Annotated in this window: 21 protein-coding genes and 1 pseudogene; 14 read left to right on the top strand and 8 right to left on the bottom strand. The window is 60.9% G+C overall.

Features of this window, described 5'->3' with window-relative positions; translation table 11 throughout:
* Positions 1-1,049 precede the first annotated feature (1,049 nt).
* Together EN893_RS01280 and EN893_RS01275 are read left to right on the top strand one after the other, a co-directional pair.
* Positions 1,050-1,283, top strand: coding sequence for a hypothetical protein (locus tag EN893_RS01280; protein ID WP_127270415.1), 234 nt, complete (start codon positions 1,050-1,052; stop codon positions 1,281-1,283).
* A 115-nt stretch (positions 1,284-1,398) separates the two neighbouring features.
* A complete protein-coding gene (locus EN893_RS01275; protein WP_127270414.1) occupies positions 1,399-1,590 on the top strand; it encodes a hypothetical protein in 192 nt (63 codons plus the stop codon).
* A gap of 296 nt (positions 1,591-1,886) precedes the next feature.
* Here the strand turns inward: EN893_RS01275 and EN893_RS01270 are convergent, their stop codons facing one another.
* From EN893_RS01270 to EN893_RS01260, 3 genes are all read right to left on the bottom strand, one after another.
* Positions 1,887-2,516 (bottom strand): LysR family transcriptional regulator substrate-binding protein, encoded by a 630-nt coding sequence (locus EN893_RS01270; RefSeq protein ID WP_236383364.1) that lies wholly within the window; start codon positions 2,514-2,516, stop codon positions 1,887-1,889.
* A 57-nt stretch (positions 2,517-2,573) separates the two neighbouring features.
* A complete protein-coding gene (locus EN893_RS01265; protein WP_127270413.1) occupies positions 2,574-4,688 on the bottom strand; it encodes a ParB/RepB/Spo0J family partition protein in 2,115 nt (704 codons plus the stop codon).
* A gap of 137 nt (positions 4,689-4,825) precedes the next feature.
* Positions 4,826-5,791 (bottom strand): zincin-like metallopeptidase domain-containing protein, encoded by a 966-nt coding sequence (locus tag EN893_RS01260; protein WP_127266535.1) that lies wholly within the window; start codon positions 5,789-5,791, stop codon positions 4,826-4,828.
* A 128-nt stretch (positions 5,792-5,919) separates the two neighbouring features.
* Between EN893_RS01260 and EN893_RS01255 the strand changes: the two genes are divergently transcribed.
* The 4 genes and pseudogenes from EN893_RS01255 (at position 5,920) to EN893_RS01240 (ending at position 8,586) form a co-directional block, all read left to right on the top strand.
* Positions 5,920-6,186: a hypothetical protein gene (locus EN893_RS01255; RefSeq protein WP_127266534.1), complete on the top strand. Its 267-nt coding sequence runs from the start codon at positions 5,920-5,922 to the stop codon at positions 6,184-6,186.
* An 82-nt stretch (positions 6,187-6,268) separates the two neighbouring features.
* Complete coding sequence (locus EN893_RS01250) at positions 6,269-6,862, top strand: SOS response-associated peptidase family protein (protein ID WP_127266533.1); 594 nt, start codon at positions 6,269-6,271, stop codon at positions 6,860-6,862.
* Between the two features lie 5 nt (positions 6,863-6,867).
* Positions 6,868-7,578 carry a hypothetical protein gene (locus EN893_RS01245; RefSeq protein WP_236383365.1) on the top strand — a complete coding sequence of 237 codons (711 nt, stop codon included), beginning with the start codon at positions 6,868-6,870 and terminating at the stop codon, positions 7,576-7,578.
* Between the two features lie 154 nt (positions 7,579-7,732).
* Positions 7,733-8,586: pseudogene (locus tag EN893_RS01240) on the top strand (alpha/beta hydrolase).
* An 85-nt stretch (positions 8,587-8,671) separates the two neighbouring features.
* On the opposite strand, the gene EN893_RS01235 reads toward EN893_RS01240, so the two are convergent.
* The 3 genes from EN893_RS01235 to EN893_RS01225 are packed head-to-tail and all read right to left on the bottom strand — an operon-like array spanning position 8,672 to position 14,134.
* Positions 8,672-11,938: an error-prone DNA polymerase gene (locus EN893_RS01235; protein ID WP_127266532.1), complete on the bottom strand. Its 3,267-nt coding sequence runs from the start codon at positions 11,936-11,938 to the stop codon at positions 8,672-8,674.
* Positions 11,935-13,458 carry a DNA polymerase Y family protein gene (locus EN893_RS01230; RefSeq protein ID WP_127266531.1) on the bottom strand — a complete coding sequence of 508 codons (1,524 nt, stop codon included), beginning with the start codon at positions 13,456-13,458 and terminating at the stop codon, positions 11,935-11,937. The genes EN893_RS01235 and EN893_RS01230 overlap by 4 nt, the downstream gene beginning before the upstream one ends.
* Positions 13,370-14,134, bottom strand: a complete 765-nt coding sequence (locus EN893_RS01225) for an ImuA family protein (RefSeq protein WP_127266530.1) — start codon at positions 14,132-14,134, stop codon at positions 13,370-13,372. Before EN893_RS01225 ends, EN893_RS01230 begins: the two co-directional genes overlap by 89 nt.
* A gap of 558 nt (positions 14,135-14,692) precedes the next feature.
* Here EN893_RS01225 and EN893_RS01220 point away from each other — a divergent pair.
* From EN893_RS01220 to EN893_RS01200, 6 genes are all read left to right on the top strand, one after another.
* The gene (locus EN893_RS01220; RefSeq protein ID WP_236383366.1) at positions 14,693-15,514 is read left to right on the top strand and encodes a hypothetical protein; all 822 of its coding nucleotides are present in this window, start codon (positions 14,693-14,695) and stop codon (positions 15,512-15,514) included.
* Between the two features lie 42 nt (positions 15,515-15,556).
* Positions 15,557-15,754, top strand: a complete 198-nt coding sequence (locus EN893_RS01215) for a hypothetical protein (protein ID WP_127266529.1) — start codon at positions 15,557-15,559, stop codon at positions 15,752-15,754.
* 524 nt (positions 15,755-16,278) lie between these two features.
* The gene (locus tag EN893_RS38570) at positions 16,279-16,374 is read left to right on the top strand and encodes a putative RiPP precursor (RefSeq protein ID WP_189367358.1); all 96 of its coding nucleotides are present in this window, start codon (positions 16,279-16,281) and stop codon (positions 16,372-16,374) included.
* Between the two features lie 306 nt (positions 16,375-16,680).
* On the top strand, positions 16,681-16,821 hold the full coding sequence (locus tag EN893_RS01210; RefSeq protein ID WP_127266527.1) for an entericidin A/B family lipoprotein: 141 nt from the start codon (positions 16,681-16,683) through the stop codon (positions 16,819-16,821).
* The gene (locus EN893_RS01205; RefSeq protein ID WP_236383367.1) at positions 16,821-17,009 is read left to right on the top strand and encodes a hypothetical protein; all 189 of its coding nucleotides are present in this window, start codon (positions 16,821-16,823) and stop codon (positions 17,007-17,009) included. Before EN893_RS01210 ends, EN893_RS01205 begins: the two co-directional genes overlap by 1 nt.
* A 693-nt stretch (positions 17,010-17,702) precedes the next feature.
* Positions 17,703-17,927: a KTSC domain-containing protein gene (locus tag EN893_RS01200; protein ID WP_164748849.1), complete on the top strand. Its 225-nt coding sequence runs from the start codon at positions 17,703-17,705 to the stop codon at positions 17,925-17,927.
* Here the strand turns inward: EN893_RS01200 and EN893_RS01195 are convergent.
* Positions 17,852-18,121, bottom strand: coding sequence for a hypothetical protein (locus EN893_RS01195; protein ID WP_236383369.1), 270 nt, complete (start codon positions 18,119-18,121; stop codon positions 17,852-17,854). The two genes, EN893_RS01200 and EN893_RS01195, sit on opposite strands and share 76 nt — an antisense overlap.
* 41 nt (positions 18,122-18,162) lie before the next feature.
* Between EN893_RS01195 and EN893_RS01190 the strand changes: the two genes are divergently transcribed.
* Positions 18,163-19,023 carry an ATP-dependent DNA ligase gene (locus tag EN893_RS01190; RefSeq protein ID WP_127266525.1) on the top strand — a complete coding sequence of 287 codons (861 nt, stop codon included), beginning with the start codon at positions 18,163-18,165 and terminating at the stop codon, positions 19,021-19,023.
* Between the two features lie 87 nt (positions 19,024-19,110).
* Positions 19,111-19,542, top strand: coding sequence for a Ku protein (locus tag EN893_RS01185; protein WP_236383371.1), 432 nt, complete (start codon positions 19,111-19,113; stop codon positions 19,540-19,542).
* A gap of 469 nt (positions 19,543-20,011) precedes the next feature.
* Here EN893_RS01185 and EN893_RS38565 read toward each other — a convergent pair.
* On the bottom strand, positions 20,012-20,198 hold a 187-nt coding region (locus EN893_RS38565), incomplete at its 5' end, for a hypothetical protein (protein WP_206640078.1).

Raw genomic sequence — 20,198 nt, 5'->3', positions numbered from 1 at the left:
AGCTAATATATCCCCGACTCTTATGCCTATGGTGCTATCGCGGAATGGCCTGACGGGCAGTCTAGGCCAACAGGATTAATTGCTGCGCTTTCATTCTGCCAGTAGCTTGCAGGCCTGGTCATTTAGCCCACCTTTGTGCCCAGATGGGTCGGCACGCTCACCGTTACCGGTGCGTGGTAACTTGATCGTGCCGACCTCACCTTTGACACATGGAACCGATGCCCCTGTGGCAACCGAAGAAACTGGCGAACGCGCCGCATTGAAGCTCGTCCGAATGGCTACGAGCAGGTATGCCCGCCCGGCGTGCTGCCATCTGAGGAAGCCCTCCTTGGTCTCTACGGCCCCGAACCGATCCACGAAGGCGAAGCTCTGCCCAGGCGATTATTGAGACCGTCGAGGGTCTGACGAAGGAAGCCCGCCGCTGAAGGACACTGACAGCGACGGGCCTTGCACCAGAGCTTGGACTTGTCTCAACCAAGCACATTTCCAACTTCGGTTGCGAAAGCTTGTTCCAGCCCTACGAGAAAGATTTAGCGCTAGCCGACGTCTGACGAAGTAGGCCGCCCGTCACTGGACTTCAGGGAAATCAGTGACGGGCCTCTGCTCGGGTGTTTCAACGAGGTGTCCTTACATTTGATGGCAAGCAACTGCCCACGGAGGGGCCCCTTGCAGTCTTCTCAGGGCGCGCCAGAGCTGAGTTCGCGATGCGGACGGCAAAAGTCAAGCCGCTCGGGAAAGACACAGCTTGGCACATGGCCGCGCGGGCGGCGGAATACGATGCCGACGCGAGAGTCATCGAAGGGATCATCCATCGCCAAAGATCATGACGAACAGCATCGTTAGTCGGTAGAGATAGAGGCCGCTTAAGGTAGCGCAGTTTCCGGCCCATCCTTGCATGCGCTGGCGTCTCGGAACACACGCCGGCGCCTCCAAAGAAATTTTGTACGATTTTTACCAAGCGCCGCCTTGTACGCAAATGATAATGACCGTTGCTGGCTTTGGAGCCATTCTTCAGCACTCAAGATCAGTATTATTCAAAGGACGTTCATATGAATTTCCCCATCGGCGGCGCGCAACCTATTTTCCCTGAGGAACTGGGCACGCTGAGGATTGTATTCTCGCAGCTTTGTGAGGAACACGAGATTCTAACCACTTCTGTTGAGGCCGGGGAACTCGCCTCAGAGTTGGTCCGACTGTTTCAAACAGGCATCAAAGACGAGACTGTGCTGATGGTCTTGATGCGCGCCAGGTTGAACCACCGGCAGGCCCAGTCCGTAGGCTAGTCTTGCAACCACAGCCGTATGGAGGAAAATTATGTTGTACCCTGGTCACTGCCTTGGTCCGTGCGAGATTGAAATGTTGTCTCGCATTTGCCCGACTGTGTGCGACGAGAGCAAATTGCCGCTTACTTCGCCCGATGCCGAAAAAGCGGCTTCTCACCTGCTAAAGCTCTTTGTGAACGGCCTTACCCGCGAGGAGGAACTGGTTGATGCGGCCAGGAACCGTATGAAATGGCTGCCTCGAGCTCATGCTTTTCAAAAGGCGACGCTGCCGCACTTCCAAGCCGTTAGTCAGCAGCAAGTGGCTTAGCCGGTTTACGAATGCGGGCAGCTCATTTTTCACGCAGCCCCTGCCAGGCCGAGTTGAGCCAGGAATTTCGAAACTCCGCTGAGCACATTGGTTCGTGGGGCCTCGAACTTGTAGCGGTACGAGGACACCTCAACCGGCTGATGGATAGCCCCAAACTGGTACGCTACCTCGCTCATCATTTTCCAAAGCAACTCGCTCAATTCCAAGGCGTTTTGGAAACGGCTTGAGTTCCCAGTGCGGCCGCAGGCGCCGCGCCGGCTGCCTAGCGTCGTTCTCTAGCCGCCCTCTGAGAAATCTCATCCTTTCGCAGGAGCGGTGGAAAAGGCCGCGATAATCGCCTCGAGCGACACGCTCAGAGCATTCGAAAAGGTCCTGCCCTTCTGCCAAATCGCGACGTAATGATAAAGAGCTGACGGTTCCACCGGTTTTGCTTCGAGGTTAAACGCTTCGTATTCACGCGCAATGATTTCATTGGTTATGGAAATGCCCAGGCCAGCCGAAACGTATCCGGCCTCGTGACCGTTGCAGTCGAATTCCACCAGTATGTTCGGCTCAACGCCGGCGAAGCGCAACGCATTGAAGTTCATCTGGTGGGCGGCGAACTGGGGATCGATATCGACGATCGTTTCGCCAGCCAGGTCGTGCGCCTGGATACAGGTCTGTTGTGAAAAGCGGTGGTCGGGATGAAAGATGCACACGTTGCGCGCCGACCCGAGCGGCGCCCATTCAAACAGGCGTGGGTCCAGCGGCAATCTCGAGATCCCCAGATCCGCGCGACCGGCCAAGATGTACTCGCCGATCTGGTCGTAGCTTCCAGAAATTGACCGGACGTTCGGAGAGCGACACGGGAAAGCCCTCCGGCGCTCTCTCTGACCGGACGGGCTCAAACCCGTCGCGCCCGCCCTCTCACTCTGACCACCGCACACAAAAAGGCCCGGCGCTCTTGCAAGTGCCGGGCAGCCAGATCATCCGCGAAGCCGAGGCTATTCCGCGGCGTCGAGTTGCTGCTCACTCTTCTCGTCGCCCCGACTGTCTTCGTCGTCACCGGCGAGAAAATCGGGCAGCGCTTTGTCTGCCTCGTCCGCGTTTGACGCGCCCTCGGCATCGAGGTCGATGAGCCGCAGCGGTTCGGGCAGCCAGCCACTGTCGGCCAGCAGCCGCTCCGCCTCTTTGGCCATGTCGTCCTTCTTGAGGTGGTCGATAAGCTGGGCGGCGCTCTCGCCTTCACCCTCGCGAACGGCCTCGATAATACGTGCCTTGGTGACGCGCCCGAGATAGTTGCCGACCGTCGGCCGCCAACCGGCATCGACCATGTCGAGGCCGACTACCCGGGCCAGGTGATCGGCCTCAGTGAGACGCTCCTGCACGCCATGTGCCGAGATAGCGCCGTTCCCATAGCGATCGGCCTTTTCATAAAGGGCGTTCACGCCGAAGGATGCACAATGGGCAAAAAGCGCGGCTCGCTCGTCGTCAGTAAGCGCCGCAAGCGCATCCCAGAGGTCGTCGACCCCCCCAGGCAAACGGGTTTCCCAGGCCGCGTGGCGGACTTCGACCGCGTGCGCGTAAGGCGTGTCGCGAAGCTCGGCAGATTGGGCCGAGAAAACCGTGCCGCGGACAGAGACTTCCATCGCGACACCCTGTGATCTGTAGCGGGAAAACACGTCGCGCACGAACTTGTGGAGCACGGCAAGGTAGGCGATCGCCGGATCGTTCGCGAGCTTGTCGCGTAGCGCCAGCGTGCGCTCGGCGGTCAGTTCCATGATCAGGCGATCCGGCAAGGGCTTGATGCCATCCTCCTCATCATCCTGCGGCTGAGCTGGCTGGCCGCCGATGGTAATTACCGCCCGCTGGACCGACGTCGCCCCATCGTCGGTTCCCCCGGCCCCGAAGTCACTCTCGCCATCGGGCGCAACGGAAGCTTCGTCCTCCGGCTTCACATAGCCACGCTCGACGAGAAGCGATCCATCGGCGTCAACGCTGAGAAAGACACCCGCTTTTGCAATGTCGACCGGATCGAAGTGGACGGGGCGCGCCTCCAGCGCACAAATGGCGGCTTCAAGCTCGCCAAACCGCTGGTCGATCTCATCGGGCAACTCGTCCGCCTCTTCGTATTCCGCCTGCAGCTTGTCGAACTCGTCACGCAGCGCCCCGAGCGTTGCCTGCTCCTCGTCGGTCAAGTCAACGGGCGTGCCGTGGAGTTCACGCAAGCCGTTCGCGGCGCCGTAGGGAAAGCTCACCGCGACCTCGATCCACTTCCAGCCCTCATTGGCAATTTCATCAGCCGTGAGCTGGAGCTTTTCGGCGACAAGACGGTCGAGCAGCAGCGCGTCTTGGAGCCATCCGCCGTCATCCGACTGGAAGAGGTCACGCAGCACCTGGCCGCCAGCTGCCTCATAGGCATCGAGCCCAACGAACACGGAACGCTTGTCGGAAGCGCGGACAGTGTTCTCCGTCAACATGCGGCGAATCTGGTATGGCTCTTTCGACCAGCTGTTGTTGATCGCCTCCCACACTTGCTCCTGTTTTGCGTGGTCGTCACTGACCGAGAACGCTTCGAGTTGAGCGATCGTCATTCCGGCGTCGGCATAGACATCGAGCAGCGCCGGCGACACGGCGGTGAGCTTCAGGCGCTGCTTGACGATGGTGACGGAGATGAAGAAAGCGGCGGCAATCTCCTCCTCCGACATGCCCTTGTCGCGCATGTCCTTGAACGCGCGATAGGCATCCAATGGATGAAGTGGGACGCGATCGATGTTCTCGGCCAGCGAAACTTCCTCCGCCAGGACAGCGTTGTTGCCCATGACACAAGGAACGGGTGCGGTCCTGGCAAGCCGCTTCTGGCTCACGAGCATTTCGAGAGCGCGGTAGCGGCGACCGCCGGCCGGCACCTCGAATATGCCTGTCTCGTCGCCGCCGGCATCGAGCAGGGGACGAACATGGAGGCTCTGGATCAGGCCCCGGCGGGCGATCGAAGCCGCCAGATCCTCGATCGAGACGCCGGCCTTGATGCGCCGGACGTTGCTCTGGGCGAGCACCAACTTGTTGAAAGGGATGTCGCGCGAGGACGACAAGGTGATCTTTTGAACGGCAGTAGCCATGGTGTTTTCTCCGCGACGGTGGCCGAGAGCCTCTCTCTCGACCCAAACCCGTCATGAAATACCGGCACCCCTCTCACTCTCCTGGCCACCGAACCGGGAAGCCGGCGAAGCGCGGTCCGACTCCGGTTCTGCGTGGCTCACCACGCCGCTTCCCGTTTGTCGTTCGCCGCTGCCGCGGTGGCTTGCTGATCCACGCCAGGCTGGAAGCCGAGGATGAATTCGGCGGCCTTCGAGGCGGCGCTGGCGGCACGGACAATGGCGCGATTGTCCTCGCGCAGGACCGCCAGCCACGAGCCGATGTAGTCGGCATGGCGCACCGTCGGCACGATGGCGAGAGAAGCGCAGACAAAGGCCCCGGCCATCTCAGCCACCAGTTCCTCCCGCGCGTAGGATTTCGAGCCGAAGGAACCGGCCATATCACGCCCGAGGCGGGAGGAATGACCCGACCAATGCCCCAGTTCATGGAACGCGGTACGGTGCCAGTTGATGGGTTCGAAATAGGCGGCTGGCGGCGGGACCTGCACGAAGTCGCTCGCAGGGCTGTAGAAGGCGCGGCTGCCTCCGATCCGAAAATCCGCGCCGGTGGCCCGGATCAGCGCCTCTGCTTGCGGTTCGATCATGCCCGGCGGAGGCGGTGGTGCGACGGCGGCGACGTCCTCCGGAAGGTTCTCGCATTGATCGGCGTTGAAGACTGTGAAGCGTTTGAGGAATGGGACCGGCTGTGCTTCGTGCCCGCTCTCGCGGGCTCGGTTACGCTCATCGTCGGGCACGAAGCGGTCGGCGTAGAAGATGGTCGTCCCATGTTCTCCGTTCCTGACGTTGCCGCCGAGCCCAAGCGCCTGGCGGAATGTCAGCCAGCTCTGGCCGGTAAAACCGTGCTCGATGACCGCGCCCCACAGGATCAGAATGTTGATGCCGGAGTAGCGACGGTGGGTCGACGCGTTTTCCGGCATGGCGAGCGGCGCCTTTGCCGCCGCCGTGCCCCAGGGCTGCACCCATGGAATGCGTCCGGCTTCCAACTCGGCGATGATCTTGTCGGTGATTGCCGTATAGAGGCCTGGCCGGTCGTTGCCGGAACGGGCGCTAGCGGTGTTTCTGGGCATCGCGGTTCTCCGCGACGGGCGCCAGGAGCCTCTCTCCCGACCTTCAACCCGTCACGGCAAACCCGGTCTGCACTCTCACTCTCATCGACCCGTCTCGGTACCCAACGGCGGCAGGAAGTAGCATCGGCGTGGCCGATCTCACGTCAGGCATGGAAGCCCGTATGGGTGAAGGCCGTCGCAAATTGGTGCCCCACATTATAGCGCGTGTGCTTGGCTTTGGCGTCGACCGGCCCAGCATGCCGCTTGTTGGCAAGTGGTTCTTTGTCAAGGACGGCCAGGCGCTGGGCGCGGCTTTCCGAAGATGGTCTGATGAGCCTGACCTTGAGCGAGCCACGGCGATGTCATCACCGACAAACCGCGCGATGCTCAAGCAGATCGCGAGATTTCGGGCATAGCGGAAAATCTCGCGATGGTGGCGCCGCAGCCAAGCCGCGTTATTTGTTATAAGTCATCAACTGACTGAAAGCGTGGGCAGCCATGTGCAACGACTATGAGCAGCATATCGCCTGGGCCGAATATTGCAGGATGATGCAATTGCTGGCGCTCGACATTCCCACCCATCAAACCGAACTGGATTTGCCGCAGGCGGATGACATCCGCATCAGTGATCCCGCCCCGATCATGCGCGCCGCCGGCGACACGATCGAACTCACGCGCATGACCTTTGCCTTTCCGCCCTCCGGGCCCAAAGGCGGGCCGATCTTCAACTTCCGCTCGGAAGGACGGAACTTCTCCAACAGCAAGCGCTGCCTTATTCCGGCGTCGGCTTTCTTCGAATTCACCGGAAAGAAGTCTCCAAAGGCTAAGCATCGCTTCACGCTCAACGGCGCCTCGTTCATGGCGATCGCCGGCCTGTGGCGCGATGGCGAAGGCAACAAGCCCCCGACGTTCGCTATGCTGACGACGGAACCCGGCCCGGACGTGGCGCCCATCCACAATCGCCAGATTGTGGTTCTGCGCCCGGACGATTGGGCGGCATGGATCTACCTCACGAAACCCGAGGTGGAGCTGTTGAAGGCCCTGCCGGCCGGGTCGCTGGCGGTAGAAACCGTGCGACAAGGAAGCGACTAGCTCAGATGCCGGTGCGTTTTGCGCAAACACGGAAGATTCTTAGCGGCATCGCTGCGGCAATTGCGGCCCCTCGAGATCGCGGCTCGGGCCAAAGCGTCAGCACCTCGTTGTCATTGATTGCCGAGTGGCCACTTCCGCCATCAGCCACGCTTGGCTCGTCGGTGCGCACGAAAGGTATCGAGCGTGAAATACGTGCCCGCCTGCCATGGGCGGTGAGGAAGTACATCAAAGCCGAGACGGGTCGCATCACATTGCGGATGCGCGAAGACGATGCCGAAGAGTTCGAGGCCGCCTCGAACAAGATCGCCAAGACCCTGGAAACCATCGAAGTACTCCCGGTCCTGCCGCGCGAGGCGGAGGACATCCTCGCAATTTCTTCGCGTGAGCGTCACAAGTGGCTGAAAGACGGACGGCTGCAAAGCATTGGCACCCGCACCGTGAAGATGCGCGGTCGATCCAAGGCCGTCACCTTCCACGTGTTCGATCCCAAGCACATCGAGGACATCCTTGATCGTGATCTGCCAAGCCTTTGGCGCGAAGAAGACGCGCAGCAAGTTACAGAGAACAGGCGACGTGGCGCCGGCAAGGCTGCCCTGACGCGGGCGGGAAAGGGTAGCGAGAAGGTTCGCGGCGCCGGGAATAACCCCAGAGATGACGCTCCCCGGCCCAAGTTGAAGGGCTGGGACGCGTTCGACGACGAGGGCCTGCTCCGTTAGATCCGCCTTGTAGCCACTCGCGCGTCCAGAATGGACCCTGAGCGAAAGCTAACCGGGAGCCGAAACGATCTGCAGTCGCGATTGGCCGGTCCCGAACCATTCCATGCTGAAGGAGTTCTTCAAGCCGACAACAGCCCGTTTTTGAGGATGGCCAATGTTCGACAACTTCGTGCTTGAAATGATGGAAACCGAGGGCGGGCCGACAAGGCTTCGGCATGGCGGATCTGGGCCGCCTCTGCTTCTGATCCATGGCCATCCTCTCGCGCATATGACGTGGGGCCAGGTCGCGGACTTGCTGTCAGCAGATTTCAGGATCGTGTGCCCCGACCTTCCGGGCTTCGGTCGCTCCTACGTACCGGCCGATGACCCCGAGAGCAGGTTCTCGTCCAAGCGGGCAAAGGCTTCGGCGCTGGTGGAGGTGATGGAAAGGTTGGGCCACCACGCTTTCTTCGTCGCCGGGCATGATCGTGGAAGTCTGGTCGCTTTCAGAATGGCGATGGACCATCCCGACCTGGTGCGAAAGCTGATTGCCGTGGATGGGTTGCCAGTTATCGAGCATCTGGAACGGGCCGACTGGAACTTTGCCCGCGATTGGTACCACTGGTTCTTCTTTGCTCAACCCGAGAAGCCGGAACGGGCCATCCTGGCAGACCCGATGGCATGGTATAGTGACTTGCGGCCAGATGAGATGGGACACGATGCCTATGACGAATTGGTTTCATTCATCCACGATCCAGCCATCGTCCATGGCATGGTCGAAGACTACCGCGCTGGCATAAGGATCGACCATCGCCACGACCGCGAAGATCGAGATGCCGGCAGGAGGTGCGCTGTCCGATGCTCTGTCTTTGGTCACTCGACGACGATTTGGAGCAGATTTATGGCGATCCGGTTGCCATCTGGAAGCACTGGGCCGACGACGTGGGGGGCTACGGAATCAGGAGCGGGCACCATGTCGCCGAAAAAAATCCCGCCGCTCTCGCAGCAGCGTTCAAGGCCTTTCTCTGAAAAATGACAGAAGCACCGATTGAGCGATCGCCCATGCGTGTCGACGAACCCAGCCATTGTTCGGCAGACCCGTTCTTGCACCGCCCTATTTGAAATCCCGTGTCTTCACCTTGATCTGGTCGATGTGCAGATAGGGATCGATAATATTCCGCGGCCTCGGCCCCTTCGGCATGCCGCGCGGATCGGGCGTCGGGCTGCCATGATGGAATTCGTCGCCGCGGCCATGCGGCAGGGGAAAGGCAGACTCACGATCGCCAACGCTGGCCAGATCGGCGGAAAGATCGCTCAAACGATGAGCGACAAGATGGACCACCTCGCCTTCCCTTTGGATGCGACCATAAACGCCAATCATGCCGGCGCCGAGCACGACCCTGCGATATTTTTCGAAGACCTTGACCCACACGACCAGATTGGCAATGCCCGTCTCATCCTCGATTGTGATGAACATGACGCCCTTGGCCGAGCCAGGTCGTTGGCGGACCAGCACGAGGCCAGCCGCCTCCAGCCAGTGCCCGTCGCGCGCCTGCATGGCCTCGCGACACGAGACGATGCGCTTGCGCCCCAGGTCGGCGCGCAGGAAGGAAACAGGATGGTCGCGCAGGGTCAGTCCAACATGTCCATAGTCCTCGACCACTTCGCCGCCGGCGGTCATCGCACGCAGCGCGACAAGGGGCTCCTGGATCTCCGATACCGTCCGCTGCTCGCGGCCGGAGGCCGCCGCAAACAGTGGCAGCGGTTCGTCGCGCAGTGCCTTGATCGCCCACAGGGCCTCACGCCTCGCCAGCAATAGGGATGGTTGGAAAGCGTCAGCCTGGGCGAGTTCAACCAGAGAGGCAGCAGGAACACCGGCGCGGTGCCAGAGGTCATCCACCGACGCAAAGGGCTGGTCTGCGCGTGCGATGACAATGGTCGCAGCATCGGCGTTGGCAAGACCCCGGACCATGCGCAGACCAAGCCGGACAGCGAACCGACCGTCATCGGCGGTGGGCTCGAGCGTGCAATCCCAACGCGAGGCGTTGATGCAGACAGGGCGCGCTTCGACGCCATGGTCACGTGCATCGCGAACGATCTGCGCCGGCGCGTAGAAGCCCATCGGCTGAGCGTTGAGAAGAGCGGCGCAGAAGACATCGGGGTGATGGCATTTCATCCAGGACGAGGCGTAGGCGATCAGGGCGAAGCTGGCGGCATGGCTTTCGGGAAAGCCATAGCTGCCGAAGCCTTCGAGCTGCTTGAAGGTCTTTTCGGCGAACTCGCGCTCGTAGCCGTTCTTCACCATGCCGCCGATCAGCTTGGCGCCGAAGCTGGAAACGCCACCGGTGTGTTTGAAGGTCGCCATGGCGCGGCGCAACTGGTCCGCTTCGCCTGGCGTGAAGCCGGCGCATTCAATCGCCACCCGCATCGCCTGCTCCTGGAACAGCGGCACGCCCAGTGTTTTTCCGAGCACCTTTTCCAGCTCTGGCTTGCGATAGACGACGTCTTCCTTGCCTTCACGGCGGCGCAGATAGGGGTGCACCATGTCGCCCTGGATGGGACCCGGCCGGACAATCGCCACTTCGATGACGAGATCGTAGAAAGTACGCGGCTTGATGCGCGGCAGCATCGACATCTGGGCGCGGGATTCGATCTGGAAGGTGCCGAGCGTATCGGCCTTGCGGATCATCGCATAGGTGCGTGGATCCTCGGCAGGGATCGTCGCGAGATCAAGAGTGATGCCCTTGTGCTCGGCCAGCAGATCGAAACCGCGCTTCATGCAGGACAGCATGCCGAGCGCCAGCACGTCCACCTTCATGAACTTCAACGCGTCGATGTCGTCCTTGTCCCATTCGATAACCTGACGATCCTTCATCGCGGCTGGCTCGATCGGCACCAGATCGTCGAGCCTGTCGCGGGTCAGGACGAAGCCGCCCGGATGTTGCGACAAATGCCGCGGCGCGCCGATCAGCTGCCTGGCCAAGTCCAGCGCCAGACGCAGGCGACGGTCGCCGAGGTTGAGGTTCAGCTCCTCGGCATGTTTCGGCTGGACGCCTTCGTCCGACCAGCCCCACACTTGCGAGGACAGCATCTTGATGAGGTCTTCGGGCAGTCCAAGCGCCTTGCCGACATCGCGCAAGGCGCCCTTCGAGCGATAGCGGATGACCGTCGAGCAGAGCGCGGCGTGTTCGCGGCCATAGGTTTCGAACACCCATTGCATGACGATTTCCCGACGCTCATGCTCGAAATCGACATCGATGTCAGGCGGCTCACGCCGCTCCTCCGAGACGAAGCGTTCGAACAGCAGGTCATTGCGGTCGGGATCGATCGAGGTGATGCCGAGCACATAGCAGACGGCGCTGTTGGCTGCTGATCCCCTGCCCTGGCAGAGAATGCCCTGGCTGCGGGCAAAGCGAACGATCGAGTTGACCGTCAGAAAATACGGCGCGTATTGCAGCTTCTCGATGAGCTGCAACTCGTGCCTGAGCGTGCCAACGACCTTGTCCGGCACGCCCTCGGGAAAGCGCTCCGTCGCGCCCTCCCAGGTGAGTTTCTCCAAGGCTTGCTGCGGTGTCAGACCCGGCAGCATCCGCTCCTCGGGATATTGATAGGCAAGCTCGTCCAATGAGAACCGGCAGCGCTCGGCGATCTCGATCGTCCGCGTGAGCGCTTCGGGGGAGCGGCTGAACAGCCGTGCCATTTCATCGGGCCGCTTCAGATATCGGTCGGCGTGCCGCTCGCGCCGAAACCCGGCATCATCGATCATCACATTGTGCCGGATGCAGGTGACGACGTCCTGCAGGATGCGCCGTGACGGTTCGTGGAACAGGACATCATTGGTGACAACCGTTGGCACGTGCGCCTGTCCGGCAAGATTGGCCAGATCGTGCAGCCGCAGCGCCTCGTTGGGACGGCGCCGCAACGTCAGCGCCATATAGGCGCGATCGCCAAATGCCTCGCGCAACCGCCTGAGCCAGAGCGCGCATTCGTCGTCGGCCTGGTCGGGCACGAGCACTGCAAGGAGCCCCTCGCCATAGGCGACAACGTCAGCCCAATGCAGCACGCATTTCGCCTTGCCGCCACGCTTCTTGCCCAGCGACAGCAAGCGGCACAGCCGCGAGTAGGCCGCGCGACCGGTCGGGTAGACCAGGATGGAAATCTCTTCCACCAGATCCAGCCGGCAGCCGACGATCAGCCTGACGCCGGTTGCCTTTGCAGCCTCGTGCGCGCGGACAATGCCGGCCAGACTGTTGCGATCACAGATGGCAAGGGCGGGCATTCCCATGCTGGCTGCTTGCGCGAACAGTTCCTCACAGGAACTCGCGCCCCGCAGAAAGGAAAAATGCGAGGTGCATTGCAGCTCGACATAGCACGCGTTCATCCGAAGATGCCGTGCAGGAACCAGCGATGCGAGCCGGTCGCGGTATCCTCGCCGTCGCCTGCGCGATAAATCCAGAACCGCTCGCCGGCTTCGTCCTCGACCTGGAAATAGTCGCGCACGGCAGTTAGCTCGGCGTCGCGCTTCCACCATTCGCCGAAAACCCGCTCGGGACCATCGGCGCGCTTGATCCGTCGACGGATGCCTTTCCAGGTGAAGCTCGCCGGAGGATGGTCCGGTAGCAGCGCAATGGCCTCGATCGGCTCCGGCACGGCAAACAAGCGAGCCGGACGCGGCCAATGGTCTGGCCATGCGTCGCCGGTCTCAGCGGATGCAGCGGCTACACGCCGGAAAGAACGCTCGGGCACATCGCTGGCAACCGGGGTAAACCGATAGAGCTTTTCCTCACCGACACGGTTGCCGAGTGTGTCGATCAAATCCGAGATGTCTGCATCCCGTTGCTCGATCAGCGACGAAACGGTCTGCCTGGGGGCGAGTGATTCCGCCAAGGGCGCGGACAGGCGCATCAACTCGATGCCGAAACCCGGATCGACCATCTCGATCTTGTCGCAGAGCAACCGTGTCAGCCGCTTCACATCGCGGACAGGCAAGGCCATGCCGACGCGAACGGCTTCGATGCGGTTGTCGACGCGGTAGAGCAGCAGGTCGAGCCGCCGGGCCCCGAGGCCCTTGGTCTCGAGATCGACACACAGCGCTTGAACAAGCTTGCCGACATAGCGCGCGATTGTCTCGGCCGCACCGATGGGCTCGCCAAAGGCACGTTGGACTTCGACCACATCCGCTGATCGCACCGGCTCAATCGGCTCGGCGAGGCGTCCAGCAGCCTGGTCAAGCCGGCGGCCGAGTTCCGGCCCGAAGCGCAACGTCAGTGGCGCGCGCGGCTGCTGCAGAAGCTCGCCTACCCTGTCGAAGCCGAGAACCCGCAAACCCCTGACGATTGCGTCGGGCAACCGCAGTGCCGCGATGGGCAGTGGAAGAATCGCATCCTGCGTTGCGTTGACGGCGACCACGCTGACGGTCTGCTTCACGTATCGCGCCACCGCATGAGCAGCACCCCAGCTATCCGCTATGGCTGCGCGCGCCGAGAAGCCGACCTTGCCGAGATGTTCGACCATATCGGCCAGCATCAAGCGTTCACCGCCATGAAGATGATCGGCGCCCGTGGTATCCATCACCAATCCGTCGGGAGGTTCTGCTGCGACAATCGGCGCGTACCGCCGCAAAGCCCACAGGGCCAACCGATCCAATGCCTGCGCGTCTGCTTCAGGTTCGGCATCCATGACCGCCAGCCCCTGGACGAGGGCCTGTGCCTTGGTCGCGGGCATTCCGACGCGCAGGCCCGCTTCCAGTGCCGCGCGATCCACCGCAGTCACCAGGCGACGATTACCGTGCCGCCCGACCAGCACCAAAGGCTTATCCGGTGGCGGCGAGACGTCGCCCAATTTCCTTTTGAGCCGGTCGGTCGACCAGCTTGGAAGGAATAGCGAGACGACCCTTGGCATCACAAGCCTCCACTTCGATATCGAGTGTTTCCCCTCCACGAGACCGGATCAGTTCAAGTTGCCATCGCGCCCGACCAACGCCGGGCACAGGCAGCGGTCGCGACGGCAGCACGGAAACCCGCCAGCGGGTGACAGACGCCGTCGGCTGCCCGAAATCGGCGGCTTCGGTCTGGCGGCGCCAGCGGCGGATGGCGATGCCCATCGCGCCGGAGCCTTCCGATGCCAGTTGCAACCGGCGCGAGGAAGTCATGGACAGGCGCGCCACTTCCGCGACCACCGCTCCAAGACCGACATGCCGCAGACCTTCCTCGAAGCAGGCGAGCAAGGATTTGTCGTCACCGGCTTCAACATAGATCACCCGGTCGGGATGCAGTCCGACCTGTGCGATTGCCGGCGCAAACAGATCCTGGCGCGTCACGCACCACAGCACCTTGCCTTGCGTCCTCGCTGCAATCCCGGCTGCAAAAAGCGACGCTGCAGCGCCATCGATCGCTCCATTGCCGCCGCCGGCAACTTCATGAAGTGCGCCAAGCGCCACACCCCCGCCTGGCAGATGACTGTCGATCGAGGAGATTCCGAATGGGAGCACCGCTCTTTTGCGCGCATTACCGCCTTCGAGACGCGCAATGCGACCTCGCAGATCGGAAATAGCAGCGTTTGGCGTCGATGCACTCATCTGTCCCCTGAACGCGACATGCTGGCGGAATGTTCCTCATTTGTTCCCTTCCTAATAAAGAGTCAATGGCATGGCGAGGTGGTGCCGCGGAAGAAATTTTGTCGCGACCGCCCGGTGGCACCGAAAGAACCGTTTGCCAGCAGGACGAGGCGTCGAGGCCACCTGTCCTGTTGGGATGTTCGCGCCGGCGGTTGGCGGCGCACAAGGAAAAACGGCGTATAAACCGCAGTCCCGCGCGCGCCCGCAATGGCGGACATTGTCGCGCGCGGGACGGAGGAAATTCGCCCCCGCCGCGGGCGGTTAACAGGACAGCCGTAGGAGCGTCAGCATAGCGCCGGCCGCAGGACGGGACGCGGGACCGACTGTCCCCGTCCGCAGTGGTCCGTGTAGCAGCGGCCATGAATGCAGTTGCGTTGGGATTGAGCACGAAGCCTCAACCGATTGCCTGATGTACGCTATCCTATTGAAAAAACTACCCTATTTCCAAGCCATCAGGAGTCTATTGACACCTTTGTTCTTATTTTGTTCACTGTGGGAGTTTGATAATGGAGGCGAACCATGGAACTTCGCTTGAACATTGAAGGTGCAACGCCCGAGGAACTGGCACGCGGGGTCACGGCAGCCGAAGCAGTCTTCGCGCGCGCCGGGATTACGGCTTTGCAAGGCGCGGAAGGTTTGTTCGCGTTGGAAGGCTGGGATATCAAAGGCTTTCCGGAAGACGACCAGCCAACCGAGGACGAGGACCAGGCTGCTTCGGTCTGGATGGAAGCCGACGAGGCTGCGACGACTGCATGTTGTGCGGGCTGGCCGGAGGATAAAGTTCCGGGCCATCAGATCATGGAGTTGATCGACGTGCCCCGAACGAGATTGCAGGCCGAGGCGCTCCCGGACACGTGGCCGGCGCGCAAACAGCTCTATCCCGATGTTGTCACCCGGTTGGAGACCACGACCGGGCCGGACCGCCAGATCGATTTCGATATTGCCTTCGTTCTTGGTTGGGTGCCCGAGCGGCCGACGCTGGATCAGGTCGAGCCGCTTTCGGAAAATGGCGACCGTATCCCCTTCTTCACCAGCAACCTCGCCCAGGTGGAAGAAATGGCTCGCAAGGCGCTCAAGGACTGGACGATCGAGATTGACCAGGACCCCTACGATGCCCACGTTTTCGATCCTGCAGCCAGCGAAGACGGTGAAGAATTGCGGATGGCGGCATGGCGCGATTTCGACGGCTCCCTGCTTATGGAGAAGCCACCTGCAAATCCTGCAATCGCACTGACCCTGGCGGATGCGCGGCCAGTCGATGCATTTCGATTAGCGGTGAACGGGTTACACGGCCATCGTCGATCGATCGTGCTTGGCCACTCCAGGTCGCACGCTGGATAGCTAAAAACCTGACCAGCCCACACCGCACCCGAGGAGAGAACCATGTCAGAAAAACCACCCTATATGCCGACCGGCATTGGAACAGGCATGATGAGCGACGACGAGACCAAGGTCGGCGTTCTGATATTCGAAACGGCGCAAGGGAACTTCGACTTCGCAGTCAATCTGCAGGCGGTCGATATCCTCACCAAGGCCATCAACAAGATCGAGATGCATCTTCGCTCCGGCAAGACGCGCTGAGTGTCCGACGATGTGCCAGATCAGAAAAGCCGAAGCCAGGACCTTCGGGAGATCACGCAGGGACCAGGCATCGTGCGGAGGGGCGGCTGGGCGTCGCAAATCCGTTGTCAGTCGCCGACTGGCTCGGCTGGAGGAAACGCTCGGAAGCCAGTGCTCTCGCGCACGACTCGCGGCGCCGGGTTGACGGACTGCCGCTGCGATCGATCACGACTTGCTCACGCTGCATGCCGGCGGTAGGTGGGCCCGGCCATGTAGCGCTCTCCCGTTAGCATCGTTCCCCGGATTTGGGGGGGCCGGCTAAGTCTTGGTCGACCAATTTCGACAGGACAGCCGTCGATCTGGATTGCCCGTTTGCCGTCCAACGCGACCGAAGTTCTTCGCCCGCTGGTTCGCACCGGATCATTCTCCGTCTTCTCTGCGACGATCGCGACGCGTGGCGTGCGTCACTGGCGGCCATTTTAGCATCAGCTTGACAAGTTAATTGCCCCAAAGCAGTTTCGGTGGGTGAAAAGGGAGGAACAGCTATGAAAAAAGCCTATGAAAAGCCAGTCCTGACCAAGCGGGGAATTCTTTCCTCAATCACGGCGCAAGTCATCGAGTCGGGTCTTTCTGCGACCTGAGCAGGTCTTTGACCACTGGAAGCCCGGTGGCTCCGGCTGGCGGGCTTTTTGGTCTTCAGGGCGTGGATTAGGTCCTGACCGACAAAGGGTGCTACATGGGCGATGAAGAATGCCCGCCCAGCGTACGTCTACGCACCACCGCTGATCGGCCTTCCGTTCCTGGCTGTGCTACTGGCTCTGGATGGGACGACCATCGCAACGCCCTTTGACACCGCAGATGAAGCGGCCGCCCACAACAAGGTGATGGCGGTTACAGGTGCGATACGGCAAAGCGGACTTGATAACCACAAATAGGAGAACCCGTCCATGAGACTGCTACGCATCACACCGGTTGTCATTCTTGCCTGTGCCTTGGCCCTTGCGGCCTGCGCCAACACCGTCCGAGGCGTCGGCAGGGACGTCAAATCGACGGCCAACGCAGTCGACGACACGGTCAATAAACCCTGATGCAGAGGACCGTCACGGTCATCGAGAAGACAACGGGCCGCGTGATCGGAGCTCTGCCGATCGATCTTGCGCAGCAGAATCACGAGGCTTCCGATGATCAGTATTTCACCAAGGCGTTCGAAGCCGCCATGGACAGCGGCCTTATTAGTGAGGCCGACAAGCATGCGGTTGAATTCCGGCTTGAGTAAAGTTGACGTTGCGACGGCTTTCTGTCGCGTATCGGGGTTTGTGGTTGCATGGTTTTGCACCTCAGCCATCCATCAGCGGTGAATCAACACACCGTCTAGTCCAACTATCCCTAGGCACGGCCCGCCGCTGCTATGAATGGGGCGGCGGGTTTTTGACCCGGAGGTGAGCAGCAGCCGCTACTCAGACCCACTCAGCAGAGCAAGTCGGCGTATTGGTAGGCGAACACTCTGCCGTTGCTCTCGTCGGTCACCTTAAGAAAGTAGTTTCCGGATCGGTGGAGCGTCAGGGACCTTTTCGTTGCCTGTGCGGCGGCGCAATAGGATGTCGGGGCCCCAGCCCGGTATTCCGCTATCACCTGGCCCGCAAGACATTCTCGGATTTGATACGCTACGGTCAGCCCCCGGGGTCCGAATCATACATTAGAGATATCTAACATTTCCCTTTTGGCGAGACGGGGTGTACTTTAGTTACCGCTGGGTGATCCTAGCGACCTACACTGCCCGCTGCCGAGAGGTGGCGGGCCTTTTTGTTTATCTGTGGAACGCCGCAATCCAATGGGAGTTGAAATTCTGTCACCGCCCCTTCCGTGGAGGCGATGATGGCCATGGACGTACAGCCGTGGTCGGCCCGCTCCCGCTTCCTCAGTGGGCGGGCCATCTCGCGGGCCGCTCGCTAGCAGCATCTGGTGCACCATGCCGTCAACCTCGATACGCAGGTTCGAATACAATCCGGGCACCAGGGTTCTATCGGTGTGGTTTGTAGCGAGCGGCAGGCAGTACGACTTTCTGGACGTGCCGCCTGATACCTACGCCGATTTTAAAACTGCCTTTGCCAAGGGCCGCTATTTCAACGATCGCATCCGCAACCATTTCGCGTTCCGGCCTGTGGCAAGCTCCGGCTCCAGCGGCTCATGCTGAGGCAGATTGTGCCAAGCGACCTGGCGGAAGTCGCGCATGTCGAACTGCTGGCCGCACACCGGACAGGTCATAAAATTGTTGAGCTCGTCGGCAGGCTCGCCGCCGTGCTGCTTGCCGGGAATCGGCGGTCCAAGGTCGGATAGCTTCGTCATAACTGTCAAACATTCAATTCGTCTAAAATGTTCCGGAACCATTTTAGCGCGCGCTAATTGAATCGCACTATGCGAGTCGGCGCATGCCTCTGAAGTTCATCAAGCCCATGGAGCCCGAGCTGGTCGACACGCCACCGCAAGGCGACGAATGGCTCCACGAGATCAAATTCGACGGGTATCGCACCCAAATTATCAAGGATGAAAACGGGATCCGGCTGTTCACCAAGAATGGTTACGACTGGACCGGCCGCTACATCGAACTTGCCGGAGAGGCGGAGGCGATCGAGGCGGAAAGTTTCATCATCGATGGCGAGACAATCACGGTCAACGAGGCCGGCCTGTCCGACTTCCACGCCCTGCAATCAGCCGTTACCCGCCGTGAGCCGTCGCGGGACCTGTATTTGGTGGCGTTCGATCTCCTGCACCTGAACGGGCATGATCTGCGCAACATGCCGGTGGAAGACCGCCGCGAGATCCTGCAGGCATTGATACCAGCCGTCGGGCGCATTCAGGTCAGCAAAGCCATGCCCGGCACTGGCGATGCGGTTTATCACCTGGTCGACAAGGCAGGGCTGGAGGGCATGATCTCAAAGCGCAAGGACAGCGTCTACCGCAGCGGGCCGACGATGAACTGGCGCAAGATCAAGTGCTATGCCGAAAAGGAAATGGACATCATTGGCGTGCAGCGCGAGGCCGGAAAGCCCGCGATGGTGCTCATGGCCGACAAGGGTCGCTATGCTGGCGGCGCTTTCGTTGCCTTTAAAGCCGACAAGCGTCAGCGACTATGGGATCGCGTGCAAGGGAAGGTCGGCGGACCAGTGCCCATCGGTCTAAAGAAAGAAAAGGCCGAATGGCTTAAGCCTGGTCTGGTCGGTCGCGTGCGGTTCCTAAAGGGCGAGGAAAGGCTCCGCCACGCCAAGCTGCTGGACTACCGTGAGGAATAAGCTGGCGACAAGGTGCTGCCCATGACGCGGAACAGAACCGTGTGCCTGACTGACGTTGTGCCGAGATCAAGGTCTAGGAGAAACGGCATGGTTGCGCCCCGCGCGGTGTGGAAGGGCTTTCTGAGGGTCGGTTCCGTGTCGTGCGGGGTCAAGATAGTGGGTGCCACAAGCGAGGCATCGAAAATCCACTTCAAGATTTTGAACCGCAGCGACGGTTTACCCGTCAAGAGTGCCTATGTCGACGAAGGGACTGGCGATGTTGTCGAAGTCGCGGATCAGATCAAAGGCTACGAGGCGGACAAGGGCGAGTTCATCCACGTCGAGCCGGACGAGATCAAGAAACTGAAACTGACGTCGCAGCACACACTCGATGTCGATTCCTTTGTTCCGGTTGCCGAGATCGACACGCGCTATCTCGAAAAGCCATACTACTTGATCCCGGCTGACGGCGCCTCGCTGGAGGCCTTTGGCGTCCTGCGCGACGCGATGGCCAAATCCCGGAGGTTACGGGCAGCCTAGACACATCGGGCTTTGTTGCCGGATTGCCGTTGTGCCCGTAGCTATAGGTCTCGTCGTTTGGTCACTCCTTGTGACCAACTGGTCGGCGTGGTCACCGTCACCCAAAAAATGATCGTGCCGACCTGGCCATGGACCGAGGCCATGTGAGATTGCGTGGATGATCGTTGCTTTAATCTAGCGCAATGTAGCGTTGAGCGGAAACGAAGTAGGCCCGCCACTGAGGACACAAACAGCGGCGGGCCTTGCTTTGAGACCTGGCCCGGGGAGCCAAGCTGCAAACCCAACTTCGATTTCAGAAACAGGTTCCAGGCCTGCAGAAAAAACTTAACGCTTGCTGGCATTGCATAGGCCCGCCACCGGGTCTCGGAACCAGAGGCGGGCCCTCGCACCAGAGCTTGGTCGTTTCAAGGAGGGAGTCGTCCTCACCAAGCACATCCCGAACTTCGACTGCAGATGCATGTTCCTCAGGTCAGTTCAAATTTATCGCCCTGGGGTCAAAATGCTCGTGCGAGCAGCAGGCATCTAGAGCGGCGTTTTCCTCGCGCCCACGACGGTCGGCCACGGCCGGATGCTCGATGGCCTCGGCTATCTCGATCGAAGTCCAACCCGCTGCCATGACTTTAAAGGTCCATTCGGTGACCTTCTGGCTATCGTGT

Origin of the sequence: Mesorhizobium sp. M7A.F.Ca.CA.004.04.2.1 (genome assembly GCF_004022825.1) — a bacterium.
Lineage (GTDB): Bacteria > Pseudomonadota > Alphaproteobacteria > Rhizobiales > Rhizobiaceae > Mesorhizobium.
The sequence above is the reverse complement of the archived record's forward strand: the minus strand, read 5'-3'. Positions and strand labels throughout refer to the sequence as shown.